Below are 5,405 nucleotides of genomic sequence, written 5' to 3'. Positions count from 1 at the left end.
GTCCCCCCCCCCCGCGGGGTTTACACCCCCCCCGTCCCCACCCCCGGGCGCGGCGCCCCACCCCCCGCGGGGGGGGCGCCCCCGCCGCCGTCGTCCGTTCGCGCACGCGTTCGCCCGTTCGGCGAACCGACCACGACGGCCAGGGCGTCCCTCCCCGCATGAAAACGTTCTCGCACGGGATACGCCAACTCCTGCGGTTCGCGGTCCTCGAAGCGCGCTGCTGCGCCTTCGCCGTCGCGCTCATCGGCGGCATCGCGGTCTCCACCCTGCTGCCCGAACTGCCGGTCGCCCGCTACGACCTGCTGTTGCTGTACGGGATCGGGCTCGCCTTCCTCGCGTGGAAGGTGGGCTGGGACTCCGGGCGGGACGTCGCCGTCATCGTCGGCTGCCATGTCATCGGTCTGCTCTTCGAGTTGGTCAAGGTCCGGATGGGTTCGTGGAGTTATCCGGAGGAGGCACTGACGAAGCTCGGCGGGGTCCCGCTGTACGGCGGCTTCCTCTACGCGGCGCTCGCCAGTTACGTCTGCCGGGCGTGGCACCTGTTCGACCTGCGGCTCTCGGGCTACCGGCCGCGCGTGACGGCGGTGCTGGCCGGCGCCGTGTACGTGAACTTCTTCAGCCACCACTGGCTGCCCGACGCCCGCTGGGCGCTGGCCGCGCTACTCCTCGCGGCGACGGCGGGGACCTGGGTGCGGTTCCGGGTGGGCGAGCGGGAGCACCGGATGCCGCTGGCCCTGTCGTTCGTCCTGATCGGCTTCTTCCTGTGGGTCGCGGAGAACGCGGCCACGTACGTCGGCGCCTGGAGCTACCCGCACCAGCTGGACGGCTGGCAGCCGGTGCCCCTCGCCAAGTTCGGTGCGTGGGCGCTGCTCATCACGGTCACGTTCGTCCTGACGGCGCACCGGGCGCGGCCGATGGCTCCGGCCCCGCCGGCCCGGAATTGGCTCCCGACCCGCCAGGGGTGGGAATAGGCAATTCCGTGCACTCCCCGGGCCGACGTGCTACAGTCGACAGCAGTTGCAGTTGTGGTTCCCAAAGAAACTTACAAGTGCCTTCGACGATTCGACATCGTCAGGCACTTTCTGTGTTTTCGGTGCAGTTTTCCGGACGGGGCAATCATCACGGCGACTCCGGGTTTCGCACAGTGCGGACCCCTGGGCTACGCCCCGAAGGAGATTTGACATGGCTAACGGCACCGTGAAGTGGTTCAACGCTGAAAAGGGCTTCGGCTTCATCGAGCAGGAGGGTGGCGGCCCGGACGTCTTCGCCCACTACTCCAACATCGCCACCTCTGGCTTCCGTGAGCTCCAGGAAGGCCAGAAGGTGACCTTCGACGTCACGCAGGGCCAGAAGGGCCCCCAGGCGGAGAACATCCTCCCCGCCTGACGTTGACACGTCCGACGCAGCTGGGGCCCTCACCCATGTGGTGAGGGCCCCGGCTCGTTGCATTTTCCAGGTATTTTCACGGACCGGACGCCGTTTCTCAGCCCCTCGGTATGACCGGATCCGCACGCATATGGCGTTCGGTACGTTCCTGTAATTCATTGGGCCGCGGCCCGTCGCGAATTCCTCGAAGCGCACCGTCGAGGAAGGCCTCCATGAACAGCACGCACCACACACCCCGTACGGACAAGGCACGACGCACGGCCGCGGCGAAGGACGAATTCGCGGTGACGGCCTCCGTCACCCCGGCCCTGCCCCCGGCCGCCACCTTCGCCGAGCTCGACCTGCCGGCCGAGGTCCTCGCGGTGCTCGCCCGGCTCGGCGTCGACGAGCCGTTCCCGATCCAGTCCGCGACCCTGCCCGACGCCCTCGCGGGCCGCGACGTCCTGGGGCGCGGGCGCACCGGCTCCGGCAAGACCCTCGCCTTCGGCCTCCCCCTGCTCGTACGCACCGCCGGACGCCGCGCCGAGGCCCGCAAGCCGCTCGCGCTGGTCCTCGTGCCCACCCGCGAACTCGCCCAGCAGGTGTCGGACGCCCTCGAGCCCTTCGCCCGCGCCCTGAAGCTGCGTCTGGCGACCGTGGTCGGCGGCATGTCGATCGGCCGCCAGGCCACCGCGCTGCGCGACGGGGCCGAGGTCCTGATCGCCACGCCCGGCCGGCTGATGGACCTCGTCGAGCGCAAGGACTGCCGCCTGGAACGGGTGACCGTCACCGTCCTGGACGAGGCGGACCAGATGGCCGACATGGGGTTCATGCCCCAGGTCACCGAGCTGCTCGACCGGGTGAACGGCGACGGCCAGCGGATGCTGTTCTCCGCCACCCTCGACCGCAACGTCGACCTCGTCGTGGAGCGCTACCTCCGAGACCCGGTCGTCCACTCCGTCGATCCGTCGGCCGCCACCGTCTCCACCATGGACCACCACGTGCTGCACGTGCACGTCGCCGACAAGTTCGCCACCGCCACGGAGATCGCCGCCCGCGACGGGCGCGTGATCATGTTCCTGCACACGAAGGCCGCCGTGGACCGCTTCACCCGGCACCTGCTCGGCAGCGGCGTACGGGCGGCGGCGCTGCACAGCGGCAAGTCCCAGCCGCTGCGGACCCGCACCCTGGAGCGCTTCAGGAGCGGCGAGGTCCCGGTCCTGGTCGCCACCAACCTGGCGGCGCGCGGCATCCACGTCGACGAGCTCGACCTCGTCGTCAACGTCGACCCGCCCGCCGACCACAAGGACTACCTGCACCGCGGCGGGCGCACCGCGCGCGCCGGGGAGTCCGGAGTCGTCGTCACCCTCGTCACCTCCGAGGAACGGCGTGACGTGGCGCGCCTCATGGCGGACGCGGGCATCCACCCCCGGGTCACCCAGGTCCGCTCGGGCGAGGCCGAACTGAGCCGCATCACCGGCGCCCGTACCCCCTCCGGCGTGCCCGTCGACGGCAGCGCGCCCAGCCAGGAGGGCGTCAAGCGCGGCGGCGCGGCCTTCCGCGGCATGGGTACGGTCCCCGGCCGTCCCGGCCGTGCCAAGAACGAGTCGCGGCGGGCCGCCGAGGCCCGCAGGACGGCCGAGGCCCGCCAGGCCGCGAGGATCCGCCGCGGCGGCTGAGACCACCGGACCCGGAGACTCGTTCCGGCCGTCCGGCCTCCCGGCCGGGACGGTGGACGACCGGGCGGCCTGACGGCCCGTGCTCGGCGGACGGCCGGGACGGCGTCGGGGACGCGAGAGCGTTCGCGCGGGGCTGCCGGGTGGCGCCCGGGGCGAGGTCTGACGTCCGGGCAGGCCCGGCAGGTGATGTCCGCGCGGGCCTGACGGGTGACGCCCGCGCGGGTCGGCGACTTCCTGGCGGGCGTCCCGCCGCCGCCCGCCGATACCGCGCCCATGAGACCCACCCGCCCGACGTCGCGGACCCCGCGATGCGCTTCCGGAACGGCAACATCGCGATCAGCTACATGGGGACGGCGCTCCTGCGGCTGGTCGACGAGGGCCGGGGCGGCCTCGACGACCCCGTCGGGCGCTGGCTGTCCGGCCTGCGGGACGGCGACCGGATCACGCTGCGCATGCCGGCCGCCTCCACCACCGGTCTCGTCGACCACGTGCCCCTCCCCGAATTCCAGCAGGCCGTCCCGGCCGACCCGTTCCGCCGGTGGACGGCCCCGGAGCTGGTGGCCCTCTCGACGAGCAAGCCGCGGTGGTACGAGCCGGGTACCAACTGGAGCTACTCGCACGCCAACTTCGTCCTCCTCGGGGCCGCCCTGGAGAAGATCACCGGGACCCGGCTCGACGTCCTGCTCCAGCAGAAGGTCCCGGGGCCGCTCGGCCTGCGCGAGACCCGCAACAGCTTCACGCCCGACATCCCGACCCCCGTCCTGCACGCCTTCAACGCCGATCTCGGGACGTACGAGGAGTCCACCTCCTGGAACCCCTCGTGGACCACCGCCCCCGGCGCGGTGCGGACCACCGACATCTGCGACCTGGCCCGCTCGGCGTCCGCGATCGGCTCGGGCCGGCTCCTCTCGCCCGCCTCCTGCGAGGAGTTCCTGAACCCGGGCACCGTGGGCCTGGGCCGGCCGACCAAGACCTGCCCGGCGACGGTCCGCCTCCCGAACACCGAGGCCACCCACTACGGGACGGGCGTCCTCGTCCTGGGCGACTGGGTCTCGCAGCACCCGTTGTTCTTCGGCTACAACGCCTCCATGGACTACCTCCCGTCCGAGCGTCCGGCCATCGCGGTCTCGACCACCGCGGGCCCCACCGCCACGGGCCCCACCACCCCGGACGGCCACACCGCCCATCTGCTCGCCCGGCGCATCGCCGCGGCGCTCGCCCCGGAGCACCCCATTCCCGACTTCGGCTGAGAGCCGCCCGAGGCGGCGGAGCGAGTACCACCGGGTGGAAGCCCGCTCAGGTGCCGGAACCGGATCGCGCCTGACCGAAGGCGTGTCCACCGCCTTCGCCGCGCACGCGGACGTCGCCGCGCGCCTCGGCTCGGCGCACGGGACCGCCGTCGGGCTCCTCCCGGTCGTGCGGGGGGGCCGTCGCCGTCGGGCGCCGCCCTGAGGAGGTCGAGCAGGCCGGTGATCTCGTAGTCGCCTTCCAGGGGGTGCCGGAACGGCATGCCGGAGATCAGGGGGTAGCGGTTACGCCGCCCTTCACGCGCGTGGGTGAGGTATCCGCCGGCCTCCAGATCGGCGACGATCGCCTGCACCGTCCGCTCCGTCACGCCGCACACGGCGGCGACAACACGCAGGCGGACGTCCGGGGCCCGGGCGATCACCACCAGGACACGGGCATGATTCGTCAGGAAGGTCCACGACTGACGATCGCCTGGAATGCCGCCCATCAGTGCGTTATGCGGCGATTTCTTCATGCGTCACAAGACCGGAAATGCATCTCATGTAATTTTTGACACATTACGTGGGTAAGCGCACGATAAGGGCGAAACCTTCAGGTTTGGCTACGGGAGCGCGCCATGTACCCCCTTCCGGACCGCTCCGTCGAACTCCGGTCGTCCGCCGTCGACCTCCTCCAGGAGTCGACGACCGGCTCGGAGCCGCAGATGACCGTGGACGTCACGCCGGAGGGCATCGTCCTCGTCGGCGGGGAGATAGACCACGACACCGCCCCCCTCCTGCACCGGGCCCTCGTGGCCGCCCTGCACGCGCATCCGGAGGGCGTCACGCTCGACCTCTCGGCCGTCACCTTCTGCGACTGCGCCGGCCTGGGCGCCTTCCTGGCCGTCCGGCGCGCGCATCTCGACGGCGGACGCCGCCCGCTCAGGCTGGGTGCCGTGAGTCCACGGATGACCCGGCTGCTCCGGCTGACCGAGACCGAGGGACTCTTCCTGCCCTGACCCGGCGGAAAAGATGACGGGAAAAGGTGCCCCTATGGTTTTCGTCAAGCGGCGATGGCTGCCGGGGGCTCGTAGAAGGTCCCGTCTCGAAGCATGGCGAAGAGCACGTCAATGCG

5 protein-coding genes and 1 pseudogene are annotated in these 5,405 nt (G+C 71.5%); 5 read left to right on the top strand and 1 reads right to left on the bottom strand.

Annotated features, from left to right (window positions below):
* Positions 1 to 158: 158 nt before the first annotated feature.
* From ACFWUY_RS40450 to ACFWUY_RS40435, 4 genes and pseudogenes are all read left to right on the top strand, one after another.
* Complete coding sequence (locus ACFWUY_RS40450; protein WP_384121765.1) at positions 159 to 971, top strand: DUF817 domain-containing protein; 813 nt, start codon at positions 159 to 161, stop codon at positions 969 to 971.
* Positions 972 to 1,182: 211 nt separating this feature from the next.
* Positions 1,183 to 1,386, top strand: coding sequence for a cold-shock protein (locus tag ACFWUY_RS40445; RefSeq protein WP_030218719.1), 204 nt, complete (start codon positions 1,183 to 1,185; stop codon positions 1,384 to 1,386).
* 212 nt (positions 1,387 to 1,598) lie between these two features.
* The gene (locus ACFWUY_RS40440; RefSeq protein WP_384121763.1) at positions 1,599 to 3,044 is read left to right on the top strand and encodes a DEAD/DEAH box helicase; all 1,446 of its coding nucleotides are present in this window, start codon (positions 1,599 to 1,601) and stop codon (positions 3,042 to 3,044) included.
* Between the two features lie 140 nt (positions 3,045 to 3,184).
* Positions 3,185 to 3,964: pseudogene (locus ACFWUY_RS40435) on the top strand (serine hydrolase domain-containing protein); the annotation flags it as partial.
* 173 nt (positions 3,965 to 4,137) lie between these two features.
* Here ACFWUY_RS40435 and ACFWUY_RS40430 read toward each other — a convergent pair.
* Positions 4,138 to 4,779: a helix-turn-helix transcriptional regulator gene (locus tag ACFWUY_RS40430; RefSeq protein ID WP_384121768.1), complete on the bottom strand. Its 642-nt coding sequence runs from the start codon at positions 4,777 to 4,779 to the stop codon at positions 4,138 to 4,140.
* A gap of 129 nt (positions 4,780 to 4,908) precedes the next feature.
* Here ACFWUY_RS40430 and ACFWUY_RS40425 point away from each other — a divergent pair, with 129 nt between their 5' ends.
* Positions 4,909 to 5,289 (top strand): STAS domain-containing protein, encoded by a 381-nt coding sequence (locus tag ACFWUY_RS40425; protein WP_384121761.1) that lies wholly within the window; start codon positions 4,909 to 4,911, stop codon positions 5,287 to 5,289.
* Positions 5,290 to 5,405: the final 116 nt, after the last annotated feature.

The sequence above is a fragment of the Streptomyces sp. NPDC058664 genome (assembly GCF_042716635.1).
Lineage (GTDB): Bacteria > Actinomycetota > Actinomycetes > Streptomycetales > Streptomycetaceae > Streptomyces.
Note: the sequence above shows the minus strand (reverse complement) of the source record. Positions and strands in the feature narration are given on the sequence as shown.